This is a genomic window from Pseudomonas alkylphenolica, assembly GCF_000746525.1.
In the GTDB taxonomy this organism is placed as follows: domain Bacteria; phylum Pseudomonadota; class Gammaproteobacteria; order Pseudomonadales; family Pseudomonadaceae; genus Aquipseudomonas; species Aquipseudomonas alkylphenolica.
The window spans coordinates 1,980,541-2,002,806 of sequence record NZ_CP009048.1 but is presented as its reverse complement, the minus strand read 5'-3'; the positions used below and the strand labels follow the sequence as shown (position 1 = coordinate 2,002,806).

The following is a 22,266-nucleotide window of genomic DNA, read 5'->3' as shown; positions in this document are numbered from 1 at the left end:
GCCCGCTCCCACCGAGAAGGCGCATTACGGCTAGTAGCCGGTCATTTCCAGATAGCCCCTGCCGCCCACACTGCCGCTGATACGCACCGGGCCTTCCCAATAAGGGAAGCTGGTGTGCATCCAGGCTTTCGGCTCCAGCGCCTCAACCTGCACATCGACCCCCTGACTCGGCACCTGTACCCGCCATCGGGTGGGCATCTGAACGTCGTTATCCTGCTTTGACCAAGCCAGGGCCTGAAGCTGGATCTGTTCGCCTTGCAGCGCCTGGGTCTGCCCTTGTGCGCTGATCCAGGTGCCGGCGCGATAGGGCGTGCCCGTAGCCTCACGCACGCGAAACAGCATCAGTTTCGCGCCGCTGTCCAGGTGCAGGGAAAACCAGTCCCACCCCGATTGTCCGGCCGCCAGCGGCTGGCTGCTCCATTCCCGATCAAGCCAGGCGTTGCCGGTGACCGCGATGCGCTGGCCTTCGCGCTCGACTTCGCCACTGACCTGGTAGAACGGCTGGCTGTAGTAGTAAGACGCCTGACCCTTGCCGGATTTTTCGCTGTAGCCCTGTGCGCCATGCAACACCAGCGGCCCCGTGCTCAGCAGGTTCAAGCGGTAAGCAAAGCCTGCGCCGCGGGCGACCATCTGCAATTGCCCGATGTCATCACTGCCCTGCAGCGACCAGTCATTTATCCAGGCCCGGAACGGCTGGCTTGCAACCCCCGCCTGGCCGATGCCGCCGCGCGCCAGGGTTTCGCTGGACTGATGGCCGCCAGGGCCGGTCAGCGCCGCATGGCCCATCCACAGGTTGGGGCTGCTCCAGTCGGCAGTTTCCGCGCCGGTGCGCAGGGCCGAGCGGAACAAGGTCCACTGTGCCCCCCACTCACGCCCCTGAGCGTCCTTGAGATTGGCGGTGACGTACCACCACTCGATGCGAAAGCCATTGTGCGCAGCGTGATCGCGAGGAAACTCCAGCACATGGTTGCGCGTCACCTGCCTGAAGGCGTCCGCCTCCTGACCCAAGCCGGCAAAACTTTTGTCTGCTGGTTCAGGCTGATCGCAACCGCTCAGCAGCAACAAGACAATCAATCCCCAGGCTTCAGGCTTCATCGGCAAACTGCCTCAATAACTCGCCCGGCTGACGCCGTGCCAATTGCCATAGCGGCCAGGCGCTGGCCAGCAGACTGGTCAACAGTCCTAGCATGGCCAGTTGCAGCAGTTGCCCGGGAAACACATGCAGCGGCAAGCGCCAGCCAAACGCCTGGACGTTGACCACCGCCACCAGACACCAGGCGAGCAGCAAGCCCAGGGGTATCGCCAGCAGCACGGTGAAGCAGCTCAACATCAGGGTTTGACCGAGCGACAGCCACACCAGTTGCCCGCGCTGTACACCCAGCGCCCAGAGCGGCGCCAGTTGGCCGAGGCGGCTCTGACTCAGGCTCAGCAGACTGATGAACAGCGCGATGCCAGCGACACCGAGGGTCAGGCTGTTGAGCGCGGACGTGGCGGCAAAGGTGCGACTGAAGACCTCAGTCGACCAGCGCTTCAAGGTGGCTTGCTCGACCACGCGACTGTCGTCCAGGACAAAGCGTTGTTGCAGCTCGGCCTTGAGCGCCGGGACACGCTCGGCAACCAGGTTCAGGCTGATATTGCTCAGGCTCGCCTCAGGCCGATGCCTGCGCAGCCAGTCGGCGTTGACCAGCAGATGGCCTTTGGGATTGCCATAGTCAGCGTAGATGCCGACCACGGTCATGGCTTGCGCAGGCTCCACCGGCAGTTGAAGACTGTCGCCCAACTGCACGCGCAAACGCCGCGCCAACTGTTCACTGAGCATGACGGCGCGACCGCTCGCCAGTTGCTCCCAGGCCTGCGCGCTGTGCTCCAGCAACGGCCAGCGTGTGCGATAGCCGGGGTGATCGATGATGCCCTGGACTTGTACCGGCCACTCCTGCAGGCGTTGCTCAAGGCGCCAGCTGGGCAGCACCGCGCTGATTCCCGGCTGTTCGCCGAGCCATTCGCTGATCTGCGCAGCCTGCGCGTTATCCCGGGGGGTGACATAGAGATCGGCTGCCAGGCGCTGATCGAGCCAGCCGGTAAATGTCTTGCGAAAGCCCTCGGTCATGCTGCCCACGCCGACACTGGCAGCCAGCGCCAGCAGCAAGGCCATCAGCGCCAGACTCAATGCGGGCAATTGCTGGCGGCTGTCGGCGATGAACCACTGCGCCAATGGCCGCCGACAGAAGCGTGCCAGCCAGGCTAACGCGCCATCGAGCAACATCGGCAACAGCAGCGCTGCGGCCAACAACAGCGCCGCAAGCAAGATGAATGCACTGGGCAGGCTGGCCCCGTAGTGCCAACAGCCGAGCGCCACCAGTAGCAACAGCCCTGCTGCAATGGCCTGACGTCGCAGCCACGGGCCCTGGGCCAACCGCCAGGCCTGAGGTTGCGCCAGCACCAGCAGTGGCAGGCGGGCTGCGCGCAAAACACTGCTCAACCCGGCGATCAGCGCGCCGCACACACTCACCAGCACTCCGGCCAACCACCACCAGGCCGGCAGACTCAGTTGCCCGGCGACCTGGGCACCATATAAACCGCGCAAGCTGGCAGCGAAATCGGGCAACAGCAAGGCGGCCAGCACATAGCCGCTGGCGACCCCGGCCAAACCGCCGAGCACCGCGAATACACCCAGCTCCAGCGTCAGGCCGATCAACACCAAGTTCAAGCTGATGCCGCAGGCACGCAGGGTGCGAATCAGGCCACGACGCTGTTCGAGGGCCAGACCAATGGCGGCGTGAGCGATAAACAGCCCGACGACAAAGGCCAGCAGGCCGAGCGCGGTGAGATTGAGGTGAAAGCTCTCGGTCAGGCGTTGCAAGCCGCCATCGTCGCCGGCTTGTTGCAGCTTGAGGCGGGCAGCAATAGTTGCAGGCAATGGCACCTTGTCATTCGCCAGCAGCAACCGCGATAGCTGCCCCGGTACTTGCAGCAGGGTCTGGGCATGGCCGATGTCGACGATGATCACGCCTGGTGCCAACTGCGGCTTGAGGACGAAAGGTGGCAACATCTGCCCATCACTGCTGAGCGCTTGATCCGCCGCTTGCATACCCAATTGCTGCAACGTGTCCGGGCCAACCCAGGCTTGCCCCGGAGTGCCGATGAACGCCTGCAGGTCGAAGTCTTGCATTGGGGTGCCGGCGACGCTCGCTGCCGCTGGCAGGCTCAACGGTTCGATGCCGATCAGGCGCACCGTCAGCGGCCGCTCACCGGCAAAGCGCACGCGCCCTTCCACTACCGGGGATACCGACCAGCCCAGCTGGCGCAGTTGCAGGTACAGCGCCTGCTCGAATCGCTCTGCATCGCGGGCCACCAGTTGTGCTTGCACAGGGCCCGTCAACAGCGCACTGGCACGGGCGTAGTCATTGCGTGCCTGGCTGTTCAAGGCCTGGACGCCGGTCCACAGTGCGGTGGCCAGCCACAATCCGGTAAACAGGCTGAAGCACTGCAAACGATGGCGCCACCAATGGCTCAGCAGCGCCTGCAAGGTCATCAGCAAGGCGTTCATCAGGCCGTCTCGACCTGCACCCGGCCGGCATGCAGGAAGCAACGTTGCTGCAGGCGCGCAGCCAGGCGCTGGCTGTGGGTCACCATCAACACGCTGCTGCCGGCCTCGGAGACCAGTTGCAGCAGCAGACTCAGCACTTGATCGCTACTGGCCTCGTCGAGGCTGCCGGTGGGCTCATCGGCCAGCAGCAACGCAGGTCGCCCCGCCAGCGCCCGGCCAATGGCGACGCGCTGCTGCTGGCCGCCGGACAGTTGCTCCGGGTAGCGCTGCAACACCGCCGTCAGCCCCAGGCGCTCGCAGAGATAGTCCAGCCATTGCTGATCGAAGCGCCCGGCCAGCCTGGCCTGAAACGCCAGGTTGGCTGCCACATCCAGGCTGCTGATCAGGTTGTACTGCTGGAACACCAGACCGATGCCTTCCCGGCGCCAGCGCGCCAGGCCAGACTCCGAACGCGCGTCGAGGGGTTCGGCGTCGATCAGGATGCGCCCGCTGTCAGCGCGGTCGAGTCCTGCGAGCAGGTGCAGCAAAGTACTTTTACCGCTGCCCGACTCGCCCATCAACGCCAGGCTGCTGCCCCGCGCCAGACGCAAGTCGACGCCCTGCAGCACCGGCAGCGTGCCCTGGGCGGTGGTGAACGACTTGTGTAACTGTTCGACGACCAGCATCAACGGCTATCCGAAAGCTCCAAGCAATAGGAATAGCAGTGTTCTCAGGCTTTGCCCATTGATAACCCGACTACGCACCTTGCCTGCGCATGGTAAGAATGGCGGCGCCGAAGAAGATGAACGTCGAGCCTACCGCCCTGCTCACCCACAGCGAAAACCGCGGCCGAGTCAGTACGCCTTTGGCCCGGGAAGCCAGCCCTGCGTAAAGCGTCAGGGACGTCAGCGACAAGCCCATGAAGATCGACGTGAGCAGCAGAAACTGCGGCAGCAATGCAGCGCTCTGATCAATGAACTGTGGGAACAGTGCCGAGAAGAACATCGTCGCCTTGGGGTTGGTAGCTGCAGTCAGGAAGGCCGATTTGAACAGCTTCAGGCGCGATGGTTTGCTGACTTTCTGGGTGCCCGGAGCATCGGCCACAAGCATCGGCGTTTTCCTGAACAACTGCTTGGCTCCCAGATAAAACAGGTAGCCGGCCCCGGCAATTTTCACCACGTTGAACATCCACTCGGAACTGGCGAGCAAAGCACCCAGGCCCAGCATTGCCGCTGCCGACAGGCAGAACAGTCCGCACGCATTGCCCAACGAAGACCACAATGCAGAACGCGGACCATAGGCCAGGCTGTTGTTGATCGCCATCAACGTGGCAGGACCTGGGCTGGCGATGGCAATTGCTGCAACCAGCACATAAGCAAGTATCGAGTGAGCATCCATTTTTCAGACTCGAGGGTGGGGAGGTGGTGCATGGTACATGGGACAAGCGGGAGCATGGCTGCTTTGTTTATTCCGGCAAGATCCACAGCCCTGCTGAAAGAGCCACTCTATTGCGCCCCAATACTCCCGCTATTAGCCCTCGCTCTTCGCCAGGTCTAGCCTATATTTATCGCTGCACTGATCCGGCCGGATGGCTTCTGGGAAGGCGGTAACAAAGCGGCTACAGCTGCCCTTCCCGCAGTGATTCATCTTTCCGATAACGAGATTGCCGCTACGCTGAACTGTCCGTGATGGCCATCACCGATTCGTTGATCGAACCGCTGGCCTTGAACCTATGTCATTGATTTCACTCATCTCTACTCGGTTGATAGAACGGGTCGGATTGTGGGGTGAGTCCATCCAGAGGTGAAACAGTCATGTCAAACGAGTCAAAATGCCCGTTCAATCCTGCCGCTGGCGGGGGTACCAACAACCGCGATTGGTGGCCCGACCAGCTGAACCTGAAAATCCTGCACCAGCACTCGTGCCTCTCCGACCCGATGGACGAGGATTTCGATTACGCCAAGGCCTACAAGAGCCTGGATTTTGCCGCCCTCAAGCAAGACCTGCGGGCACTGATGACCGACTCCCAGGACTGGTGGCCCGCCGACTTCGGCCACTATGGCCCGCTGTTCATCCGCATGGCCTGGCACAGCGCCGGCACCTATCGCATCGGTGATGGTCGTGGTGGTGCCGGTTCCGGCCAGCAGCGCTTCGCCCCGCTCAACAGCTGGCCCGACAACGTCAGCCTGGACAAGGCCCGGCGCCTGCTCTGGCCGATCAAACAGAAGTACGGCAAGAACATCTCCTGGGCCGACCTGATCGTGCTGACCGGCAACGTCGCCCTGGAATCCATGGGCTTCAAGACCTTCGGCTTCTCCGGCGGCCGCGCCGATGTCTGGGAGCCGGATGAAGCGGTGAACTGGGGTGCCGAGACCGTCTGGCTGGGGGGCGATATCCGCTATGGCAAGGAAGCGGGCCGTGCTGCCCCTTCAGAGCGCAACCTCGATAACCCGCTGGCCGCAGTGCAGATGGGCCTGATCTACGTAAACCCCGAAGGCCCCGAAGGCAATCCCGACCCGGTCGCTTCCGCCAAGGACATCCGCGACACCTTCGGCCGCATGGCCATGAACGATGAAGAAACCGTGGCGCTGATCGCCGGTGGTCACGCCTTCGGCAAGACCCACGGTGCCGGCCCGGCCGACAACGTCGGCCCTGAACCCGAGGCCGCCGGCCTTGAAGAACAGGGCCTGGGCTGGCGCAACAAATTCGGCAGCGGCATAGGCGCTGATGCCATCACCAGCGGCCTGGAAGTGACCTGGACTTCGACCCCCACGAAATGGAGCAACGAGTACCTGGAAAACCTCTTCGGCTTCGACTGGGAGCTGACCAAGAGCCCGGCCGGCGCCCACCAGTGGCGGCCCAAAGGCGGCGCGGGTGCAGACCGCATCCCTCACGCTTTCGACCCGGCGAAAAAACAGGAACCGCGGATGCTGACCTCGGACCTGGCGCTGCGCTTCGACCCGATCTACGAGCCGATCGCCCGCCGTTTCAAGGAAAACCCCGAGCAACTGGCCGACGCCTTCGCCCGCGCCTGGTACAAACTCATTCATCGCGACATGGGCCCGCTGTCACGCTACCTCGGCCCGGAAATGCCCGGTGAAGAACTGCTCTGGCAAGACCCGATCCCGGCAGTCGACCACGCCCTGGTCAACGACGCCGACGTCGCCGCGCTCAAGGCCAAGGTACTGGCCTCGGGCCTTTCGGTGTCGCAACTGGTGTCTACCGCCTGGGCCGCCGCCTCGTGCTTCCGCGGTTCGGACAAACGCGGCGGCGCCAACGGTGGCCGTCTGCGTCTGGCGCCGCAGAAAGACTGGGAAGCCAATCAGCCGGCGCAGCTGGCCGCAGTGCTCGGCAAGCTGCAAGGCATCCAGAACGACTTCAACGCCCAGGGCGGCGGCAAGAAAATTTCCCTCGCCGACCTGATCGTTCTGGCGGGTAACGCGGGTGTGGAGCAAGCGGCGAAAAACGCTGGCCACAACCTCACCGTGCCCTTCTCCCCAGGCCGTACCGACGCCTCGCAGGAACAGACCGATGTGGAGTCTTTCGGTTTGCTGGAGCCGGTTGCCGATGGTTTTCGCAACTTCATCAAAGCCGGGGTCAAGGCCAAACCCGAAGCGCTGCTGGTCGACAAGGCGCAACTGCTGAACCTCAGCGCGCCGGAGATGACCGTGTTGATCGGCGGCCTGCGGGTGCTGGGCAACAATGTCGGGCAGAACGCACAAGGTGTGTTCACCAAACGGCCAGGAGCGTTGACCAACGACTTCTTCCAGAACCTGCTGGACATGAGCGTGGAATGGAAACCGACCTCCAGCGCCAACGACAGCTATGAAGCCCGCGACCGCAAAACCGGTGAGCTGAAGTGGACCGGTAGCCGCGTCGATCTGGTGTTCGGCTCGCATGCGCAACTGCGTGCGCTGGCTGAGGTGTACGCCAGCAACGATGGCAAGGACAAGTTCGTCAGGGACTTCATTGCAGCCTGGAGCAAAGTGATGAACCTGGACCGTTTTGACCTGGCGTAAAAGCAACGCCGCAGTCTGACACAGCCACAAAAAACGCCCCGACCTGGATGTTCAGGTCGGGGCGCTTTTAATCTGATCCGTATTTTTCTGCTTCATCTGCATCTGTAATGAAAACCCTGACACTCGGAAAATGAAGGCCCTAGCAGACACCTTTCACAGCGTGTCTGATCAGGTGGCTGGGTTATCTGCAGCGCCTGTTGCCTCTTTCCTGTTCAATTCGGAGTTCATATGGGCAAGCTTGCGCTTTTCGTCGTTGGTTTTCTGGTGCTGGCTATTGGGATTGGCGCGTTAGGGACGATTTCGCCGTTGTAAGGATTACGGTGGGAGCGGCGGTGCGACGACTCGACTTGCCCCGCGATTGCGATCTGTCAGTCACATCGTATCGCGGGGCAAGCCCGCTCCCACAGAAGCCCCACTAGGCTGTCATCTTCGCGTCATCGATCGAGTGGCAAGATCATCGCAAACGCTTTTGCGCGTTGCCTGATGAACCTGCAAGGAACACTCGATGAAAAGCGATACCTCCCTGTTTGCGGCGATTGACCTGGGGTCCAATGCGTTTCGCATGATGATCGGCCAGCCGGTCAAACGGAACCGCCAGTGGGTTATCGAAGAAGTGAGATCCTTGCGCGAGCCGGTTCGCCTGGCCGAAGGTCTGCACGATGGCGCCCTGGACGAACTGGCGCTGGACCGAGGCTGGCAAGCGCTGGCACGCTTTGGCAAAAAGCTGCGCGGCTTCGAGCCTGGACGTGTACGCGCAGTGGCCACCAGTGCTGTGCGTGAAGCCGCCAATGCCAGACTTTTCCTCAGCGACGCCCAGCGCCACCTGGGCTTTCCCATCGATGTCATCTCCGGCCAGGAAGAAGCTCAGCTGGTGTATGCCGGTGTCAGCCATCGCATCCCCGCTGCCGATACCCGACGCCTGGTGGTGGACATTGGCGGCGGCTCCACTGAGTTGATTCTGGGCCGCGGTCAACAGGCACTGCTGACCGAGAGCCTGAACATCGGCAGTAGCATCTGGAGTACGCGCTATTTCCCTGGCGGCGTGGTTCGTGCCCAGGCCCTGCTGGACGCCGAGCGCACCGCCACCTTGCAGTTCGAAAAAGTCGCCCGCCGATATCGCCACCTGGGTTGGCAGCAGGCCATCGGCTCGTCGGGTACTGCGCGAATGCTGGCCAAAGTGCTCAGGGCCAATGCCCTGAACGACTGTGGCGAAGGTGGCATCACCTACCGCGGCATGTTGCGCCTGTCGGTGCTGCTGTTGGAGGCCGGTCACGTTAACTGCACCCGTCTGGGTGGCTTGCAGCCTCATCGCCAAAGCGCATTGCCAGGCGGTCTGGCGATCATGCTGGCGGCGTTCAAGGCGTTCGGGATTACCGAGATGATGCCGTCCGAGCCTGGGCTGAGGTTTGGGGTGCTGCATGGGTTGATGCTCAAAAGCTGATGGCGGCAAACCATCAAGGAGCAGCTTTGTTGACGGCAGCCTTGTTCTTCTCTTCCACAAGCTTGTAAGCCACGTAGTACTTATAAATATTGCCGACATAATCCACGGTTTCGCGTCCGACTATTTGCGCCGTGGCATATTCGACGTTTTCAAACCAGATGTTCTGGTTCAGCCCGGGCTTCTGCGCCAGGGCGCGAAATTTGCGCAAGTTGCCGGGGCCGGCGTTATACGCAGCAAAGGTCATCAGGGTCTTGTCGGTCGGGCTCAAGGCCGGATCGTTCAGGTATTTGTCAGCCAGCAGGCGCATGTACTTGGTACCCGCTTCGATGTTCCGGTCAGCACTTTTGTCGATGCCTTCAATGCCGACGGTCGGGTCGGCGGCGGTGGTAGGCAACAGTTGCATCACCCCCACCGCGCCGCGATGGCTGCGAGCCGCTTGGTCGAGTTGCGATTCCTGAAAGCCCTGGGCCATCAGCATCAGGTGGTCGAACCCGTACTTGTCCGCATGTTTTTCAAAAATAACCACCAGTTCCTTGAACTTCTTCATCTCCTCTTCTGAGGTCGCGTTGAGTACGCGCTTGCTGTTATTGACGTACTTGTTCCTCAAGGTATTGCCGAATGCGGTGCCGACTTTGTGGGTTTTGACGAAACCGGCCAGGGTCTGTTTGAGCAGCGGATTGTTCTTGCGAACAGCCCAGGCGAACGCAGCATTGGAATGAAGGTAAAACTCGTCATGGATGTTCATATCGGTGTACAGCGGGCTCCAGGCTTTGGCGATATAGCGGTCGGCCACGGTAGCCTTGAGCAAACCGGCATTGACCATTTCCAGCAGGTCTTCGGTTTGCAAGTTTTCGTCAGCCTGTTTTATATCGACGGGCGGCAGCCCCTTTTGCTTGAACGATTCGTTGAGCGTCAGCAAATGCTCGTAGTAACTGCTGGACTTGCGCACCGTGACCTCTTCACCGCTGAGATCCTCGAGCTTGGTAAACGCCTTGCTGCCGGGCGCGGTGATCAGCGCTTCGTGTATGCCCGTGGCAAAGGGGTCGGCAAAGTCGACAGTTTTCAAACGCCCCTCGGTGACCGTCAGCCCACCGGCGGCAATGTCACCGACACCCTCGATCAGCTTGGGCATCAGCTCGCTGCGCGTGACCGGGATGAACATCACCCGCCATTTCAGTGACTTGTTCTTGTCCGGGTAGGTCTTGTCGAGCCAGGCCTGCAGGGCCTTGCCGAACTCGTAACTGATGCCCTGTTCACGGCCACGGCTGATCTCGAAAAAAGTCCGGCTGTAGGGCACCAGAATGCGTATCAGGCGCCGCTCGCGCATGTCATCAAAATCTTTGGTCCGACTCGCTGGCACCGGCAACACCAGGCTTTGCACTTCGGCTTCTTCGGCCGGGGTGAGTTCTACACTGGGCAGGTCCGGTACGGTCTGGGCCGTTGCCAGGCATGTCCAGGCCAACACAATGGTGAGCAAGCAGCGGTTGAAACCCGCAATGATGTGGTTCATACACCACCTGTCAGATACAGCGTTACTCCGACCTGTCATCCGGCCATTCATAAGTATAGGCAGCTACCAGCCGGCGCGAGCCGAACACCGCGCAGTGCCTGCATGCCCTATCCTTCTCTGCAGCCCCCAACCGCGGACACGCAAATGAGCAGCCACGAATCCACCCTCCTGCAAAGCTGGCACCACAACGCCCGCACCTGGATCGAAGCCATCCGTAGCGGCGCCATCGAAAGCCGCCTGAAGGTCACCGACCAGGCCATCCTCCTGGCCGTGCTGGGCCGCCAGCCCGAACATGTGCTCGACCTCGGCTGTGGTGAGGGCTGGCTGCTGCGTGCCCTGGCCGAACGGGGCATCAAGGCGGTCGGGGTGGATGGCGACGCAACCCTGGTCGAAGCAGCTCGGGCAGCAGGCAGTTCGCCGGTGCATCAGGCCAGTTACGAAGCGCTGGCAGCGGCCCAGGTAAACATCGGTAGCGATTACGACCTGATCTGCGCCAACTTCGCCCTGCTGCACCAGGACATCATCCCGCTGCTCGCGGCGATGAACGCCCTGCTCGTTCCTGGCGGTGCGTTGCTGATCCAGACCCTTCACCCCTGGACTGCGGCGGCGGGCGACTATCAGGATGGTTGGCGCGTGGAGACCTTTGCCGACTTCCAGGGCCAGTGGCAACCCATGCCGTGGTACATGCGCACCTTGTCCAGTTGGTTCAATGCGCTGGACATGGCCGGTTTTCGCCTGGTCGGCCTGCAGGAGCCGCAACACCCGCAAAGCCTTGTGCCGCAGTCGCTGCTGCTGGTGGCCGAGCGGCGCGACTGAAGGTAAACGGACACGAGCGTTGGCATCGGCGGCAAAAATCAGTACAGTCTCACCCGCTACATGACACGCTCACCTGAGGACGACCTCAGGCTCGAATACCGATCGGGGACGGCCCTGCACTTCCAAGGAAGCAGGCTGTGACCGATTTATCAGCACCCTCCATCTCTCCCCCTTCTCTTTTCGCGCGCGCAGCGTATTCAACACTGCCCGTCAGCGCCGTGCGCCTGTGGTTAGCCAGTTCCCCTCTGGAAATTCATACCGGGGCTGACCAATGACAGACACTGCAGCCACTATCTCGCACAACTGGGCGTTCGGCGTTTTTCTCCTGGGCGTTGTCACCCTTTGCCTGCTGATGCTGGGCGTTTCCAGATTTCTCGGCGGCAAGGCCTGGGGGCGGAGCAAGAACCAACCTTTCGAGTCGGGCATGCTGCCCGTGGGTGATGCCCGCCTTCGGCTATCGGCCAAATTCCATCTGGTTGCGATTCTCTTCGTGATCTTCGAGGCCGAGGCACTGTTCCTGTTTGCCTACGCCGTGTCGGTCAGGGAAACCGGCTGGGCCGGGTTCATCGGGGCCTTTATCTTCGCCGCCATCCTGTTGCTCGGGCTGGTCTATGAAGGCTCGATGGGCGCCCTCAATGGCGGCGTTGCGAAAAAGCGCCAGGTGAACGCCGTAGACGAAAAACATCCATCGTGTTCACGGGGAGACTGACAACATGAACACCGCACCAAGCCAAGACGTCCTGTTGAGCGACGCTATCAAAAAACCTCCACTGATTGCCCTTTCGACCTGGATGAGGCTTGCCGGCGCCTGGCTAGTGGTAGGCCTGTTCATGCTGGTAGGCGCAGAGCTGCTTGGCAGCACCTTGAACTCATTGACCTCGACCTGGGTGTTTCTGCTGCTGTTCTTTACCATCCTGATGGCGTCTTTCGGCGTGGTGCACGAAGCCGACCACCTGGCGCAACAGCTTGGCGAACCCTACGGCACACTGATTCTGACGCTGTCGATTGTGTCGATCGAAGTGATTCTTATCGCCTCGGTCCTGCTGGGACCAGGTGATTTCCCGACCATTGGCAGAGACTCGATATTTGCCGTGATGATGATCATCATGAACCTGGTCATCGGTATCTGCCTGATCGCCGGCGCTGTGCGCAATGGCGAGCAGGCGTTCAATATCCAGGGTGCCAACGCGTACATTTCGATGATCGTGCTACTCACCGCGGTCGCCTTGATACTCCCCAACTACACCTCCAGCACGGGCGAGTTCAGCGTCACCCAGGCGGTTGGCATCTCTGCGCTGACCCTTGTGCTGTACGCAGCGTTCCTGTGGATGCAGATGCGCAGCCACCGACGCTTCTTCATGCAGCCGCCAGCCGGCCAGATGAGCATCGCCCAGCCTGAAGCGCACAGCGATGCACCCGCTAGCACCGAGCAGACGCCGCTCGACAGCAAAGAGATCCTGATACGTTCGCTGGTGTTGCTCGGCTTGATACTGCCGATTGTATTGCTGGCACATTACCTGGCGGTGGTGACCGACTACGGCATCGAGGCGGTCGGCGCACCGACCGCGGTGGGCGGTGTGCTGATTGCGATCATTGTCTTCACCCCCGAATCGATTACTGCGGTGAAGGCGGCGATCAACAACGAAATGCAACGCGCGATCAACCTGTGCCTGGGGGCATTCGTTTCGACCGTCGGCCTAACGGTGCCGGCTGTGCTGGTGATCGGCATGGTCACCAACAAGCAGGTGGTGATGGGCATTTCCAATACCGAAATCCTGCTTTTCGTCGTCACCGTGGTGCTGACCATGCTGAGCTTCAACAGCCAGAAAACCTCACCGATCCAGGGCCTCATGCATCTGGTGGTATTCGCAGTGTTCGGGCTGGTGCTCTTTTACCCTTGACCGCTCCGCCAATCTGCTTGAGGCCCCGATGTTTCAGCGACTGAGCTGCTGCAGCAGCACCTCCAGCGGATGGCGCAAGGTGCGATCCGCCTGGCGCTTGACCTGACTCCGGCATGAGTATCCGGTGGCCAGCGCTTCACCCTCCTTGTCCAGCTTGCCCGCCCAGGATTGCTCGAAGATGACCTTCGAGGTTTCCTGGTTGCGCGCTTCGTGGCCGTAGGTGCCTGACATGCCGCAGCAGCCGGTCGCCTCGGTGGACAGCTTCAGGCCCAGACGGGCGAACACCTGCTCCCACTGGCGGGTACTGGCCGGAACGTTGGTCTTCTCGGTGCAGTGCGCCATCAGGCGGTAAGTGGTGGTTGCCCGGGTCGGCTGCTCGGGCAGCACATCCATCAGCCACTCCTGTGGCAGCAACACTTTCGGGCAATCGCCCAGGCCCGGCACCTTCTGGTACTCCTGGCGGTAGACCAGGGTCATGGCCGGGTCCAGGCCCACCAGCGGCACACCGCAGTCGGCCAGGGCACTGAGCTGACGCGCGTTGCGGATGGCCGCCTTGTTGAAGGCACCTAGGAACCCCTGGACGTGCAGCGGCTTGCCGTTGGCGCTGTAGGGCGCCAGGTAGATGCGGTGGCCGAGGCGGTACGCCAGATCAATGAACGCTGCCAGCACCGGGGTTTCGAAATAGCGGGTGAAGGCATCCTGGACCAGGACAATGCTGCGTTCGCGTTGGGCCGGGGTCAGTTCGCGCAGGGCCGGGATGCTGGCCATGCGCACGTTGCAACGGGTCAAGGTGGCCTGCAGGTTGTAACGGCTGATCAGCGGGCTGTCGAGCATGCCGACATGCCGCTCCAGCAGGTTGCTGACCCACTTCGAACCCATCACCGCGTTGTAAAGCCCAGGCGCATGGGCCAGGTACGGGATGCTGAATTCCAGCGAGCCAATCAGGTAGTCACGCAGCGGCCGCTGGTAGCGCCCGTGGTACAGCTCCAGGAAGCGCGAGCGGAATTCCGGCACGTTGACCTTGATCGGGCACTGGCCCGCGCAGGATTTGCAGGCCAGGCAACCGGCCATGGCGTCGTAGACTTCATGGGAGAAGTCCGCCTCGCCCTTGCTACGCGAAAGATTGTTGCGCAGACGCGCCGGCAGGCCTTTGAGCCAGTTCAGCTTGCCCTGGGCGGTGGCCAGCACATCGATGTTGGCGGCGCCCTGCAAACGCAACCACTCGCGGATCAGCGAGGCACGGCCCTTGGGCGAGTGCTGACGCTCACGGGTGGCTTTCCACGACGGGCACATGGCGTCGTTGGGATCGTAGTTGTAGCAGGCGCCGTTGCCATTGCAGTGCACGGCGCTGCCGAAGCTTTGCCACACGCGCTCGTCGATCTGCCGGTCGAAGTCGCCACGCAGCGGCGCTTCGTTAACCTTGATCAGGCCCTGAGCGCTGTCCGGCGGGGTGCAGATTTTGCCGGGGTTGAGCTGGTTGTGCGGATCGAAGGCGCCCTTGAGCGCTTGCAGCGACGGGTACAGTTCACCGAAGTACTCCGGCACGTATTCCGAGCGCAGGCCCTTGCCGTGCTCACCCCAGAGCAGGCCGCCATAGCGCAGGGTCAGCGCCGCCACCGCATCGGAAATCGGCTTGACCAACGCCGCCTGGGCCGGGTCTTTCATGTCTAGCGCCGGGCGCACATGGAGCACACCGGCATCGACGTGACCGAACATGCCGTAGGCCAGGCCATAGCCGTCGAGCAAGGCGCGGAACTCGGCGATGTAATCCGCCAGTTGCTCCGGCGGCACCGCCGTATCTTCCACGAACGGCTGCGGACGCACTTCGCCCTCGACGTTGCCAAGCAGGCCCACCGAGCGTTTACGCATGGTGTAGACCCGCGTCACCGCCTCGGCGCCTTCGGCCAGGGTGTGACCCAGGCGCTCGACACCCTGGTCGGCCTGCAGGTGGGCGACAAAGGCCTGCACCCGCGCATTCACTTCGGCCGGATCATCACCACAGAATTCCACCAGGTTGATGCCCAGGGTCGGACGCTCGGCATCGGCGGGGAAGTATTCGGCGACGCTGTGCCAGACGATGTCTTTCATCGCCAGCATCAGCACCTTGGAATCGACGGTCTCGATCGACAGCGGCTTGTGCGCCATCAGCGCATTGGCGTCGCGCAGGGCGTCCATGAAGCTGGTGTAGCGGACGTTGACCAATACCGCGTACTTGGGGATCGGCAGCACATTGAGCTTGGCTTCGACCACATAGCCCAGCGAGCCCTCGGCGCCGCACAGCACGCTATTGAGGTTGAAGCGACCCTGCTCGTCGCGCAGGTGCGCCAGGTCGTAACCGGTCAGGCAGCGGTTGAGCTTGGGGAAAATCTGCTCGATCAGCTCGGCCTGGGTTTCCTGGATCTGCCGCGCAGTGCGGTACACCTCGCCGGCACGGCCAGGTTCGGCACAGGCCTGTTCCAGTTCAGCGTCGTCCAGCGGCCGGGTGTGCAGGCGCTGACCGCCCAGCAGCACGCTGTGCAGCTCCAGCACGTGATCACGGGTTTTACCGTAGGTGCAGCTGCCCTGGCCACTGGCGTCGGTGTTGATCATGCCGCCGACGGTAGCGCGGTTGGAGGTGGAGAGCTCAGGGGCGAAAAACAGCCCGTGCGGCTTGAGCGCGGCATTGAGCTGGTCCTTGACCACACCGGCCTGGACCCGCACCCAGCGCTCCTCGACGTTGATTTCGAGGATGCTGTTCATGTGTCGCGACAGGTCGACAACGATGCCGTCGGTCAGCGACTGGCCATTGGTGCCGGTGCCGCCACCGCGCGGGGTCAGCTTGACCGCCTTGAAGCGCGGCTCGGCCATCAGCGCGGCAATGCGCGCAACGTCCTCGGCGTCCTGGGGGAATACCGCCGCCTGCGGCAGGCGCTGGTAGATCGAGTTGTCGGTTGCCAGCACGGTGCGCGTAGCGTAGTCGGCACTGAGCTGGCCACGGAAACCGGCAGCGCGCAGGGCTTCGAGAAAATCAGGGTACAGCGTGGCCGGTGCAGTGCCGGTCAGTCGGGCGATCATCGGGGGATGGCCTCATTTATGTCAGGCTAATCGAGAATACTTGCTGAAACGGTATGGTCAGTACACCGCCAGGTAGTGGATGATGCCAATGATCCCGCAGCCTTGCGCCAGGCACAAACGGATAATCCCGCAGCCTTTGATGACTTTTACGAATGAATTACCGCAACCTCACCCCGTCGATGTCCTTGCTGCTGGCATTTGAAGCCGCGGCGCGCCATGAAAGCTATACCCGCGCGGCGGTGGAACTGGCGCTGACCCAGAGCGCCGTCAGCCGTCAGGTCCAGGCTTTGGAGCAACAGTTGGGGGTGACGTTGTTCCGCCGCGAAGGCCGCACGGTCAAGCTCACCGATGTCGGACGCCTGTACCAGCGTGAAATCAGCGAGGCCCTGGGGCGTGTGCGTAGCGCCACCCTGCACGCCATCGCCCACCAGGCCGGTGGCGGCAGCCTGCGCCTGGCCACCCTGCCGACCTTCGGTTCGAAATGGTTGTTGCCACGCCTGCATGAGTTCTATCGCAGCCATCCCGACGTGCTGGTGCATATCAATTCACGGATCGAACCGGTGGACTTCGCCACCAGCGGCATCGACGCCGCCATCGTGGTCGCCACCAGCGAACTGCCGGGGCTGATCTGCCATCGCCTGCACGCCGAGGAACTGATGCTGATTCTGTCACCGACCCTGGCGGCCACCCGGCCCAGCTGGAGCCCGAAGGACATCAGCCAGCAGGTACTGCTCAGCGTCGCCAACAACGCCAATGCCTGGGGCGAATGGTTCACCCACCACGGCCTGGCACACCAGGCCATGCGCCTGGGGCCGAGCTTCGAATTGACGTCGCATTTGATCCAGGCGGTGCGCGCCGACATCGGCATCGGCCTGGTGCCACGCATCCTGATCAGCGACGAACTGGCCAGCGGCGAACTGAGCAGCCCCGCCCTGCCCTTTGCCAGTGCGCGCAGTTACTACCTGGTGTATCCGCCGCGCAACCAGGCGCTGCCAGCGCTGGAGGCATTCCGCAGCTGGCTGCTGGACAAAGCGGGAATGGAGCTGCGCGGCTGAGGACGAGCGCGACGCCGTAACGTCGCGCCCGTGGTCACTCAGTGCGGGGCGCGGGGGATGGTTTTCAGCAGGTCTTCAGGGCTGATATGGCCGACCACTTGCTGGCTGCCCGGCTGCGGCAAATCAAAGATGTGCCCCTTCATCTTGCCGATAACGTGCATCTCGCAAGGTTTGCAGTCGAACTTCAGGGTCAGCACCTCGTCGCCGTGAATCAGCTGCATCGGCGCAACCTTGGTACGCACGCCGGTGACGCCCTTGGCCTGTTTCGGGCAAAGGTTGAAGGAGAAGCGCAGGCAGTGCTTGGTGATCATCACCGGCACTTCGCCCTTCTCTTCGTGGGCCTCATAGGCCGCGTCGATCAGCTTGACGCCGTGACGGTGGTAGAAGTCGCGCGCTTTCTGGTTGTAGACGTTGGCCAGGAACGACAGGTGCGATTCCGGGTACACCGGTGGCGGATTGCTTTCTGCTTTGCGCCCGCCGCGTGGGTGCGCCTTGATACGCGCTTCAGTCAGCGCTTCGATCACTTCGCGGCGCAATGCCTTGAGCTGCGAGTTGGGGATGAAAAACGCCTGTGGCGCATCCAGTTCGATCTCAGTGGCGTGATACTGGGTGGTACCCAATTGGCCGAGCAGATCGTGCAGTTGCTCCAGCGCCTGCTCCGGCTTGTTGGCCGCACCGAACGGACCGTCCAGGCTGACGCTGGCACTGACGCCCTCTTCGCTGGTGGCAGTCAGTTGCAGACGCTCTTCACGCAGGCATGCCGTCCAGGCCAGGCCAATGCGACGCTCGGCAGAAGTTTTCTGCAGGGCTTGCTGCCAGTTGTGGTCGAGGTTACGGCTCAGCGGATGGTTCGGCCGAAGCTGGTACATCCCTTTAGGCATTTCGTTCGGTTCGACGCGATAGCGGTAGCGCTTTTCGCCGTCTTCATCGAACTCGCCCTTGGGCTCGGCGATGTTGGCGCGAAAACCCACAACTTCACGTTTGACCAGGACATTGAGGCCGTCGCCGTTGGACAGCGGCTCATGGGTGACAACCTGCATGTCACGCTTGCCGACTTTCTCCACCACGCCGACAGCCAGACCGGTAAAGGTTGGCGAGTCGAAAGCGCCGATGTCGATCTTGCGCTCGCTGACGAAGTAATCGGTGCTGCCACGGTGGAAGGTCTTGTCCGGATCGGGCACGAAGAAGTGCGCGGTGCGGCCGCTGGAAGCGCGGGCCAGGTCCGGGCGGTCTTCGAGGACCTCGTCCAGGCGCTGGCGGTAATAGGCGGTGATGTTCTTCACATAGCCCATGTCCTTGTAGCGGCCTTCGATCTTGAACGAACGCACACCGGCCTCGACCAGCGCGCGGATGTTGGCGCTCTGGTTGTTGTCCTTCATCGACAACAGGTGCTTTTCATAGGCGATCACGCCGCCTTTTTCATCCTTCAAGGTGTACGGCAGACGGCACGCCTGGGAGCAGTCGCCGCGGTTGGCGCTACGACCGGTCTGGGCGTGGGAAATGTTGCACTGACCGGAGAAGGCCACACACAGCGCACCGTGAATGAAAAACTCGATCGCCGCATCAGTCTCGTCGGCGATGGCGCGGATTTCCTTGAGGTTCAGCTCGCGAGCGAGGACCAGTTGCGAGAAACCGGCCTGATCGAGGAATTTCGCCCGCGCCAGGGTGCGGATGTCGGTCTGGGTGCTGGCGTGCAGCTCGATCGGCGGAATATCCAGCTCCATCACCCCCAGATCCTGGACGATCAGCGCATCGACACCGGCATCGTACAGCTGGTGGATCAGTTTGCGCGCCGGCTCCAGCTCGTTGTCGTGGAGGATGGTGTTGATGGTGGTGAACACCCGCGCATGGTAACGATGGGCGAACTCCACCAACTGAGCGATATCGCTCACCTCGTTACAGGCGTTGTGGCGGGCGCCGAAGCTTGGGCCACCGAGGTACACGGCGTCGGCGCCATGCAGGATGGCCTCACGGGCGATGGCCACATCGCGAGCGGGGCTGAGCAGTTCCAGGTGATGCTTGGGTAAGGACATGTTTTTTTAGTCAGGCTTGTCACGGTCAAGGCGCGCATTGTAGCGCGAAACGAGTGGTGGGAGCGGGCTTGCCCCGCGATACAATGTGACTGACAGCCCGCAATCGCGGGGCAAGCCCGCTCCCACAGCAAGCTCCACCCATGACCGGGTCAGCCCTTGGCAGCCATCGCCGTCACTTCCACACGCATGCCTTCTACCGCCAGCGAGGCCACGCCGACAGCGGCGCGCACCGGCCAGGGTTTGGCGAAGAAGCGCTGGTAAACCTCGTTGAAGGCGGCGCGGTCTGCCATGTCGGTGAGGTAGATGGTCAGGTGCAGAACCCGGTCCATCGAACTGCCCGCACGTTCCAGCGCAACTTTCAGCGCTTGCAGGGTACATTCGCTCTGCTGGGTGATATCGCCCAGCTCCAGGCTGCCATCGGCACGGGTCGGGATCTGGGTGGAAACCAGCATGCCGCCGAAACCGGCTACGTCGCTGGAGATGGATTCCGGGTCGGGGTCGGGAACGAAGGTGATGTCGTGGTTTGCCATGGCGGATTTCCTGCTGGATGGGATAAAACACTATGATGCCTGACCGGGCACAACAGTAACCGGCTGTTTTAAAAACAATTTATTTGCTCTGGCTCTTCCCAGACGGCAAAAAAGTTGATAAATTTCCGCGCATTCCTGCAACGGCAGTGAATGCTATCTCTTCAAACGGGTGCCAGACACTCGTCGCAACAGCTACAGGGGCGTCGCCAAGCGGTAAGGCAGCAGGTTTTGATCCTGCCATGCGTTGGTTCGAATCCAGCCGCCCCTGCCATTTTCTTCTTCTGATCCAAACCCATCTCACGACATCTCTGTCGTAACCACGCGCGCACTTCCAAGCACAATGCACGGTCAACTCAAGACCGGGATTGACGCTACGTAGCGCCAACCCCGCCCTCTCTATTTAATTGCCAGCAGCCAATGGCGGCGTGCGCGGCGGCACCAGGCGCTTGGACCCTGTCGATTCGAACGCCGACGCCAGACGCAACAACGACGAATCGTCATAGGCGCGCCCAGCAAAGGTCAGCCCGACCGGCATGCCGATATCCGCCATCACGCCCATCGGCACGGTGACCGTCGGCACACCCAGGTGACGAATCGCCAGGTTGCCGTTGGCCACCCAGACGCCGTTGCTCCAGGCGATATCCGCCGACATCGGGTCGACATCGGAATTGGCCGGGGCAACGTCGGCGACCGTCGGGAACAGCACGGCATCGAGCTTGAGACGATCCATCCAGTCTTCCAGATCGATCCGGCGGGTTTTCTCCAGCCCGCGCAGGCCGTCAGGCACAGTGCTGATCTGATCCCAAGGGGTAATGCCACGCTCGGCCATGCGCACGTACTCGTCCATGCCTGCAGCAAGATCGCCTTCGCGGTTTGGCAGCGTGCCCGGGTCGTGAGGGAAGATCTTCGGACCATCGACATCGACCAGACGGTTGAGTTTCGGGTCGCCGTTGGCCTGGAGGAAATCATCGAAGGCCCAGGCGGTCAGGTCCCACAACTCATGGTGGAGAAACTCTTTGGACACCAGGCCACGGTTGAACACCGTCGGCGCGCCTGGACGATCGCCTTCGCAATTGGAGACCAGCGGGAAATCCACTTCGATCACTTCGGCGCCTGCGGCTTCCAGGGCCTTACGCGCCTGTTCCCAGAGATCGATAACCGTCGGGCGGGTGTTGATACGCTGACCAGTCGGACCGCCGATACCCGGTGCTTCACTGGTGCCCGCCTCGGGGTCGGCATTGATGTACATCTTCGGGATACCCAGGCGCTTGCCTGCCAGTGCCGTGGCGTTGACCGCCAGCTCCAGGTACGAAGCCGGACGCACCGAAGCGACACTCGGAATCGGCACCCAGGGTTGCATCCGCCACAGATCGCCGCGGGCGTCAGGGTCTTCGGCGACCACCACGTCGAGCACTTCGAACAGGTCGGCCATGGTCCGGGCAAACGGCACGACCACGTCCATGGTCGGCGTCAGCGGCCAGTTGCCGCGCACCGAGATCACCCCACGCGAAGGGGTGTAAGCGCACAGGCCGTTGTTCGAAGCAGGACCACGCCCGCTCGACCAGGTTTCTTCGGCCAGGCCGAATGCCGAGAAGCTCGCGGCCGTGGCGGTACCTGCGCCATTGGAGGAGCCCGAGGCAAACGGTGCGGTGAGGTATTCAGCGTTGTACGGGCTCTCGGCCCGGCCATACACCCCGCGCTGCATGCCGCCATTGGCCATCGGCGGCATGTTGGTCTTGCCCAGGCAGATGGCGCCGGCAGCACGCAGGCGTTCGATGGTGAACGCATCGCGGTAGGCGACCAGATCGGCAAACGCCGGGCTGCCGGAAGCAGCGGTGAGCCCTTTGACCAGGTAGCTGTCTTTGGCCGTGTAAGGGATGCCATCGAGCGGCCCGAGGGTTTCGCCCCTGGCCCGGCGGGCATCAGAGGCCTCGGCCTCCTTGAGTGCTTCGGGGTTGCGCACTACCACGGCATTGAGTGCAGTGGCCGTAGCGGGACCGTCATAGGCATCGATACGGGCAAGATAGGCCTGAACCAGCTCGACCGCAGTGGTCTGGCCGGATTCGAGCGCCGCGCGCAGCTGGGCAATGGAAACTTCGGTCACTTCGATCATGCGTTTATCACCGATGGCTGAAGGTTGACGCCATGAAGGTTGTCATCACACTGAATACTGAGCACAGGCACAGCACATCTCTCAAAACGGGTTTTCATATCGGGTCTCGTTGCACGCCATTACGCGATTCCGCGCATTGGCCACCATGAAACCCTGACGCTGCCTTGAAAGCAACAGAGCAGCCAATGATCCCATGGTCTAAAATGTACTAACTTGTTAATTAGCTTGCTAAGGGTATAATTCGTCCACTCCCCCACTTCGAGTTTTT

15 protein-coding genes and 1 tRNA gene are annotated in these 22,266 nt (G+C 62.0%); 7 read left to right on the top strand and 9 right to left on the bottom strand.

Translation table 11 applies throughout. The features are described from left to right. Window positions 1-30: 30 nt before the first annotated feature. From PSAKL28_RS09360 to PSAKL28_RS09345, 4 genes are all read right to left on the bottom strand, one after another. Window positions 31-1,095, bottom strand: coding sequence for a lipocalin-like domain-containing protein (locus tag PSAKL28_RS09360; RefSeq protein WP_038609325.1), 1,065 nt, complete (start codon window positions 1,093-1,095; stop codon window positions 31-33). Continuing rightward, window positions 1,085-3,547, bottom strand: coding sequence for an ABC transporter permease (locus PSAKL28_RS09355; protein WP_038609322.1), 2,463 nt, complete (start codon window positions 3,545-3,547; stop codon window positions 1,085-1,087). Before PSAKL28_RS09355 ends, PSAKL28_RS09360 begins: the two co-directional genes overlap by 11 nt. After that, the gene (locus PSAKL28_RS09350; RefSeq protein ID WP_038609319.1) at window positions 3,547-4,212 is read right to left on the bottom strand and encodes an ABC transporter ATP-binding protein; all 666 of its coding nucleotides are present in this window, start codon (window positions 4,210-4,212) and stop codon (window positions 3,547-3,549) included. Before PSAKL28_RS09350 ends, PSAKL28_RS09355 begins: the two co-directional genes overlap by 1 nt. Window positions 4,213-4,282: 70 nt before the next feature. After that, window positions 4,283-4,924, bottom strand: coding sequence for a LysE family translocator (locus tag PSAKL28_RS09345; RefSeq protein ID WP_038609316.1), 642 nt, complete (start codon window positions 4,922-4,924; stop codon window positions 4,283-4,285). A gap of 416 nt (window positions 4,925-5,340) precedes the next feature. Here PSAKL28_RS09345 and katG point away from each other — a divergent pair, with 416 nt between their 5' ends. Further along, the gene (gene katG / locus PSAKL28_RS09340) at window positions 5,341-7,545 is read left to right on the top strand and encodes a catalase/peroxidase HPI (protein ID WP_038609313.1); all 2,205 of its coding nucleotides are present in this window, start codon (window positions 5,341-5,343) and stop codon (window positions 7,543-7,545) included. 505 nt (window positions 7,546-8,050) lie between these two features. Then, complete coding sequence (locus PSAKL28_RS09335) at window positions 8,051-8,986, top strand: Ppx/GppA family phosphatase (protein ID WP_038609311.1); 936 nt, start codon at window positions 8,051-8,053, stop codon at window positions 8,984-8,986. Window positions 8,987-8,999: 13 nt separating this feature from the next. Here the strand turns inward: PSAKL28_RS09335 and PSAKL28_RS09330 are convergent, their stop codons facing one another. Further along, window positions 9,000-10,496, bottom strand: coding sequence for an MltF family protein (locus tag PSAKL28_RS09330; RefSeq protein WP_038609308.1), 1,497 nt, complete (start codon window positions 10,494-10,496; stop codon window positions 9,000-9,002). 144 nt (window positions 10,497-10,640) lie between these two features. On the opposite strand from PSAKL28_RS09330, the gene PSAKL28_RS09325 reads away from it, so the two are divergent. The 3 genes from PSAKL28_RS09325 (at window position 10,641) to PSAKL28_RS09315 (ending at window position 13,213) form a co-directional block, all read left to right on the top strand. Then, the gene (locus PSAKL28_RS09325) at window positions 10,641-11,312 is read left to right on the top strand and encodes a class I SAM-dependent methyltransferase (protein ID WP_038609306.1); all 672 of its coding nucleotides are present in this window, start codon (window positions 10,641-10,643) and stop codon (window positions 11,310-11,312) included. Window positions 11,313-11,583: 271 nt separating this feature from the next. Next, entirely contained in the window at window positions 11,584-12,021 is a 438-nt protein-coding gene (gene ndhC / locus PSAKL28_RS09320) for an NADH-quinone oxidoreductase subunit A (RefSeq protein WP_038609304.1), read from the top strand. 4 nt (window positions 12,022-12,025) lie between these two features. Then, on the top strand, window positions 12,026-13,213 hold the full coding sequence (locus PSAKL28_RS09315; protein ID WP_051939225.1) for a calcium:cation antiporter: 1,188 nt from the start codon (window positions 12,026-12,028) through the stop codon (window positions 13,211-13,213). A 33-nt stretch (window positions 13,214-13,246) separates the two neighbouring features. Here PSAKL28_RS09315 and ydiJ read toward each other — a convergent pair whose 3' ends face one another. Continuing rightward, complete coding sequence (ydiJ, locus tag PSAKL28_RS09310) at window positions 13,247-16,267, bottom strand: D-2-hydroxyglutarate dehydrogenase YdiJ (protein WP_038609301.1); 3,021 nt, start codon at window positions 16,265-16,267, stop codon at window positions 13,247-13,249. 152 nt (window positions 16,268-16,419) lie between these two features. Between ydiJ and PSAKL28_RS09305 the strand changes: the two genes are divergently transcribed. After that, window positions 16,420-17,322 carry a LysR substrate-binding domain-containing protein gene (locus tag PSAKL28_RS09305; RefSeq protein WP_038609298.1) on the top strand — a complete coding sequence of 301 codons (903 nt, stop codon included), beginning with the start codon at window positions 16,420-16,422 and terminating at the stop codon, window positions 17,320-17,322. Between the two features lie 38 nt (window positions 17,323-17,360). Here PSAKL28_RS09305 and PSAKL28_RS09300 read toward each other — a convergent pair whose 3' ends face one another. Then, window positions 17,361-19,355 (bottom strand): peptidase U32 family protein, encoded by a 1,995-nt coding sequence (locus PSAKL28_RS09300; RefSeq protein ID WP_038609296.1) that lies wholly within the window; start codon window positions 19,353-19,355, stop codon window positions 17,361-17,363. Window positions 19,356-19,504: 149 nt separating this feature from the next. Next, on the bottom strand, window positions 19,505-19,885 hold the full coding sequence (locus PSAKL28_RS09295) for a RidA family protein (RefSeq protein WP_038609293.1): 381 nt from the start codon (window positions 19,883-19,885) through the stop codon (window positions 19,505-19,507). 196 nt (window positions 19,886-20,081) lie between these two features. Between PSAKL28_RS09295 and PSAKL28_RS09290 the strand changes: the two genes are divergently transcribed. Then, window positions 20,082-20,156: transfer RNA gene (locus PSAKL28_RS09290), tRNA-Gln, on the top strand. A gap of 129 nt (window positions 20,157-20,285) precedes the next feature. Here PSAKL28_RS09290 and PSAKL28_RS09285 read toward each other — a convergent pair. Beyond that, entirely contained in the window at window positions 20,286-21,998 is a 1,713-nt protein-coding gene (locus tag PSAKL28_RS09285; RefSeq protein ID WP_038609289.1) for an amidase, read from the bottom strand. Between the last annotated feature and the right edge of the window lie 268 nt (window positions 21,999-22,266).

Excerpts from the sequence above, each read along its gene's own strand:
- PSAKL28_RS09335 (WP_038609311.1), top strand. The coding sequence starts at position 8,051 with ATGAAAAGCGATACCTCCCTGTTTGCGGCGATTGACCTGGGGTCCAAT.
- PSAKL28_RS09285 (WP_038609289.1), bottom strand. The coding sequence starts at position 21,998 with ATGATCGAAGTGACCGAAGTTTCCATTGCCCAGCTGCGCGCGGCGCTC.
- PSAKL28_RS09330 (WP_038609308.1), bottom strand. The coding sequence starts at position 10,496 with ATGAACCACATCATTGCGGGTTTCAACCGCTGCTTGCTCACCATTGTG.
- PSAKL28_RS09360 (WP_038609325.1), bottom strand. The coding sequence starts at position 1,095 with ATGAAGCCTGAAGCCTGGGGATTGATTGTCTTGTTGCTGCTGAGCGGT.
- ndhC (WP_038609304.1), top strand. The coding sequence starts at position 11,584 with ATGACAGACACTGCAGCCACTATCTCGCACAACTGGGCGTTCGGCGTT.
- PSAKL28_RS09315 (WP_051939225.1), top strand. The coding sequence starts at position 12,026 with ATGAACACCGCACCAAGCCAAGACGTCCTGTTGAGCGACGCTATCAAA.
- PSAKL28_RS09295 (WP_038609293.1), bottom strand. The coding sequence starts at position 19,885 with ATGGCAAACCACGACATCACCTTCGTTCCCGACCCCGACCCGGAATCC.
- katG (WP_038609313.1), top strand. The coding sequence starts at position 5,341 with ATGTCAAACGAGTCAAAATGCCCGTTCAATCCTGCCGCTGGCGGGGGT.
- PSAKL28_RS09345 (WP_038609316.1), bottom strand. The coding sequence starts at position 4,924 with ATGGATGCTCACTCGATACTTGCTTATGTGCTGGTTGCAGCAATTGCC.
- PSAKL28_RS09300 (WP_038609296.1), bottom strand. The coding sequence starts at position 19,355 with ATGTCCTTACCCAAGCATCACCTGGAACTGCTCAGCCCCGCTCGCGAT.
- PSAKL28_RS09350 (WP_038609319.1), bottom strand. The coding sequence starts at position 4,212 with ATGCTGGTCGTCGAACAGTTACACAAGTCGTTCACCACCGCCCAGGGC.
- PSAKL28_RS09305 (WP_038609298.1), top strand. The coding sequence starts at position 16,420 with ATGAATTACCGCAACCTCACCCCGTCGATGTCCTTGCTGCTGGCATTT.
- ydiJ (WP_038609301.1), bottom strand. The coding sequence starts at position 16,267 with ATGATCGCCCGACTGACCGGCACTGCACCGGCCACGCTGTACCCTGAT.
- PSAKL28_RS09355 (WP_038609322.1), bottom strand. The coding sequence starts at position 3,547 with ATGAACGCCTTGCTGATGACCTTGCAGGCGCTGCTGAGCCATTGGTGG.
- PSAKL28_RS09325 (WP_038609306.1), top strand. The coding sequence starts at position 10,641 with ATGAGCAGCCACGAATCCACCCTCCTGCAAAGCTGGCACCACAACGCC.